The 3322-nt window shown below is 63.0% G+C and carries 3 protein-coding genes and 1 pseudogene; all 4 read left to right on the top strand.

What is annotated here, in order from left to right:
* Positions 1–226 (top strand): annotated as a pseudogene (locus WA317_RS20590) (hypothetical protein); the annotation flags it as partial.
* A 114-nt stretch (positions 227–340) separates the two neighbouring features.
* The gene (locus WA317_RS20585) at positions 341–895 is read left to right on the top strand and encodes a hypothetical protein (protein ID WP_425174783.1); all 555 of its coding nucleotides are present in this window, start codon (positions 341–343) and stop codon (positions 893–895) included.
* A gap of 68 nt (positions 896–963) precedes the next feature.
* Positions 964–2238, top strand: a complete 1275-nt coding sequence (locus WA317_RS20580; RefSeq protein WP_425174784.1) for a Dyp-type peroxidase — start codon at positions 964–966, stop codon at positions 2236–2238.
* 9 nt (positions 2239–2247) lie between these two features.
* Complete coding sequence (locus WA317_RS20575; protein ID WP_425174782.1) at positions 2248–3264, top strand: hypothetical protein; 1017 nt, start codon at positions 2248–2250, stop codon at positions 3262–3264.
* Positions 3265–3322: the final 58 nt, after the last annotated feature.

Here is a 3322-nt window from a genome sequence, read left to right as displayed (position 1 = left end):
GTCGCTGGCAACGATTTGGCTTCGGACGGGCTTGATGCCACGCTGGCTGGTTGGCCTGAGCTATCTGGCTGCCGTTGCATTGCTGTTTGCCGGCAACATCAGCATGTGGATCACGATGGCGTTCCCCATCTGGGTGTTGATGGTCAGCGGCTTGCTGTTGGCCCGCGCAGGGTTGTTCGAGGAACTGAGGACTGGCGGGGGTGAACCGACGGAGCCTGCCCGATGAACATCGACGCAACGGTCGTCGCCTGGTCGAATGGCCGCCGACGAAATGGTCCAAGGGGCGTGACCGGGGCGTAGTGTTCGCACGGATAACATAGACCGAAGTCCGAGGATGCCGATGAGCGTTCATGACTGGAGCAAGCCAGCGGCGATCGCCATTCCCGAAGAGGGGTACTTCGAGCTCGAACGAGGCAGGTACGGTCCCGTCTATCCGAGAACTCCTGCCTGCTTTGGCTTTTCGATCATCGCGAAGGTAAAAGAGGGGCGCGAGGAGGCCGTCCGCGGGTACGGCAAGCAGATCCAAGACGCGATAGCGGGCAGCCCGGATGTGCTCGCGCCGCTGCGGCTGCACTACTTGCGGTGGGTGTTGTTCGACGTCGGCTCGGGGCTGCATTTTCAGTACCAGGGCATCTTCGACACCGATTTCGACAAATACACCGAGGATGCGGTGGCGCTGTTCAGCCAGACCGGGATCACGACGGTCTTCACCAACCTGGAGGGATTCCCCGAAGACTGGAAAGAGAACCCGGAAGCGTTCATCAAATTCGTGCGCGAACACCAGTGCCCCAGTTTCCTCGAATACGGCGAATACCCCTACGTGACCGCCGACGAGATCAAGAAAGCCCTACGGTTAAAGGCGGCATTCTCGGACATGCTCGACCAGATGCAGTGACGGGCACTGAAGCGAGCACCCTCGAGCTCGACGACATCCAGCACATTCTGCTGACCCGCACCCCGTCGATGACCGGGCGGTATGAGTTTCTGTCGTTCGACCAACCTGCCGGTGGTAGAGCGTGGCTGTCAGAGCTCACCGACGTCGTCGAATCCGCGGCGTCCGTGCGGGCCTCGATGGACAGCACCAGGCGCTGGGTGACACTGGGATTCACCTGGACCGGGCTGCGCGCGCTTGGCGTGTCCGACGATTCGCTGGCGACCTTTCCGGAGGCGTTTCGGCAAGGCATGGCGGCCCGGGCCGACATTCTGGGCGACACCGGCCGCAATCACCCGGACAAATGGTTGGGCGGATTGGCCGGAGACGACCTGCACGCGATCGCGATACTGTTCGCGCGCGACGACGCCGAACATGATCGGGCCACCGCGGCGCACGACGAATTGCTGGCCCGGTGCGACGGCGTGCGCCGGCTGTCGTACCTGGACCTGAATGCGACGCCGCCATTCAACTACGCGCACGATCACTTCGGGTTCAGGGACCGGCTGTCGCAGCCGGTCATCGAGGGATCTGGTGCGGAGCCCACTCCGGGCTCCGGTGCGCCGCTGAAGCCCGGTGAGTTTCTTGTCGGCTATCCCGACGAATCCGGTCCGGTGGCGAATTTGCCGCAGCCAGATATCTTGTCGCGCAACGGGACTTACGCGGCGTATCGGCGGCTGCAGGAGCATGTGGCGCTATTCCGCGACTATCTGCTCGAGCACGCCGACACGCCGGACGATCAAGAATTGCTCGCCGCGAAATTCATGGGCCGCTGGCGCAGTGGTGCTCCGCTGGTCCTTGCCCCCGACAAAGATGACCCCGAGCTGGGGGCGGACCCCATGCGCAACAACGACTTCAACTATAAGGAGATGGATCCGCACGGATACGCGTGCCCGCTGGGATCGCACGCGAGACGCCTCAACCCGCGCGACACCGCGCACAACATGAACCGGCACAGGATAATTCGCCGCGGCGCTACCTACGGTCCTGCATTGCCCGAGGGCGCGCCCGACGACGGGGTGGAACGCGGCATCGCCGCGTTCATCATCTGCGCCAGCCTGGTACGTCAGTTCGAGTTCGCACAAAACGTCTGGATCAACGACCCCACCTTCCACGAACTCGGCAACGAGCACGACCCCATCTGTGGAACGCAGGACGGGACCCTAGACTTTAAAATCCCCAAGCGGCCGATCCGCAAAACCCTCAAAGGGTTGCCGGCGTTCACCACCCTGACGGGTGGGGCGTACTTCTTCCTGCCCGGCATCAACGCCATGCGATACCTCGCGGCACTCGACGGATCACGTTAGGGATCCACCATGGGCGCACTTTCCACTGCACGCACCTACAACCAAACGCATGTCCCGCGCAAGCACACCCCAGGTCAGCGGCGCATCAGCATCTATTGGACGTGGAGCTATCCGTGGGAGGCCCAACGCGATCCGGCGGAGATGTACAACCGCTTCTCCACCATGACCGAAGTCCGTAACGCGGTGTGGCCGAGCTATGAGGCACCGGAATATCAAGAGGCGCAATTCCTCCAGGGCATCGCCGGCACCCTAGAACTTTTCCACCGCTCGGCGCTGGCCTTCCAGGAAGTGGCCGGCGAGGCCACCGGCCACCCGGTCGCGGTGTTCCAGCGCATCGACCAGGCCGGCTACAAGCTTCCGATCGACGAACGGATCCTCGCCGACACCGACACCCTGATGGTGTTCGGGCTTGACCACCTCCTGTCCGAGCAAGAAGCCGCACCGGAGGAGATCAACGCAATCCGGGAATGGCTGCGGCGCGACGGCACCTGCTTGGTGTTGGCGCCGCACCATGACGTCGGCTTCACCGAGGACTTCGCCCAGCGCCAGGTCGAATACGACCATCACGGCGACCCCTTGGTGCCGCGCCAGCAGCGGTTCAGTCAATACACCCGCTCACTGATGAAGGCCCTCGATGTTCCGGTGCACAACAGGTGGGGCCTGCGCCCCGCCGTGGTTGAGGGAACGAAGGAGATCGCACCCCTGACCGCGGTCCGCGACCTGGACGCAGCGAGACTGCTCGACAACGTCACCACGTTCAATTTCCATCCGCACCTGCCGCACTACGAACTCACCGCTCCGGAGAGCGACTCTCTGCGGGTGCTCGGTCGGCAACGGATCGATCAGAACAGACCGCATCCCTTCACCGCGGCGGGCAACACCGAATTCAACGCGTTGATCTGGATGCCGCCGTCGGGCGGACGCGCGGGGGACATGGTTCTCGTCGACTCCACGAATTTCACCACGCTTTTCGGCGGCACCGACAGCCTCAAGAATTTCTGGCACAACCTTGCCACCATGAAGTGATGTTCCGGCAGGGACGGTAGGGGTCAACAATGCCCGGTATGGCAGCGATGGCGATGGG

It is taken from the genome of Mycobacterium sp. (genome assembly GCF_049802695.1).
Classification (GTDB): Bacteria; Actinomycetota; Actinomycetes; order Mycobacteriales; family Mycobacteriaceae; genus Mycobacterium.
Note: the sequence above shows the minus strand (reverse complement) of the source record. Positions and strands in the feature narration are given on the sequence as shown.

Coding starts and splice junctions, on each gene's coding strand:
- WA317_RS20575 (WP_425174782.1), top strand. CDS start 2,248: ATGGGCGCACTTTCCACTGCACGCACCTACAACCAAACGCATGTCCCG.
- WA317_RS20585 (WP_425174783.1), top strand. CDS start 341: ATGAGCGTTCATGACTGGAGCAAGCCAGCGGCGATCGCCATTCCCGAA.
- WA317_RS20580 (WP_425174784.1), top strand. CDS start 964: ATGACCGGGCGGTATGAGTTTCTGTCGTTCGACCAACCTGCCGGTGGT.